Here is a 612-nt window from a genome sequence, read left to right as displayed (position 1 = left end):
GCACGCCGCGGGCATGGTCGAGGACACCGGGCAGGTGCACCTGGCGGGTGCCGTGCCGGGTGGCGCGCATCGTCTTGCCGGCCACCGCGAGCACCCGCCGTACCCGGCGGTGGCGCCGTGGCGGCTGGTGTCCGGCGGTGTCGACGGCGTCGAGGCGGGCCCGGATCCAGGCTCCGATCGCGGCCTCCAACGCCGCCCGGTCCACACGTACCAGCACCCGCCAGATCGTCACCGGGCCTGGGATCCGCCCGGTGATCCCGAGACCGGCGTGGGCATCCGCGGGGAGGTCGGCGGCCCATTCCCCGATCGCCGCGAACGAGCGGGCGCCGCTGAGCATGGCGCACACCGCGATCGCCAGGAGCGCGGCGAACCGGTGACGCACTCCGCGGCGTCGACGTGGGTCCGGTACCTGCGCGAGAGCTTCCAGCAACGCAGTCTGGTCACCTTCGGTGACCAGACGCGGCTGGCTGATCCTGTCCGGGATCTGCGCGGCCAGCTCGTCGGCCACGGCGGCGAGGGGAGATGATGGCATCGGCGGGCACGGCCTTTCCTGGCGAACATGAAGCGTCGAGAACTCCATGATCGGCAGGGGGTCGTGCCTGCCGTGTATCT

General features: G+C 72.7%; 1 protein-coding gene. It reads right to left on the bottom strand.

What is annotated here, in order from left to right:
* Positions 1-532: transposase family protein (locus DD1DGNOD_RS12670; protein ID WP_165036645.1), on the bottom strand; the 532-nt coding region annotated here is incomplete at its 3' end.
* Between the last annotated feature and the right edge of the window lie 80 nt (positions 533-612).

It is taken from the genome of Candidatus Protofrankia californiensis, assembly GCF_900634765.1.
Classification (GTDB): domain Bacteria; phylum Actinomycetota; class Actinomycetes; order Frankiales; family Frankiaceae; genus Protofrankia; species Protofrankia californiensis.
Note: the sequence above shows the minus strand (reverse complement) of the source record. Positions and strands in the feature narration are given on the sequence as shown.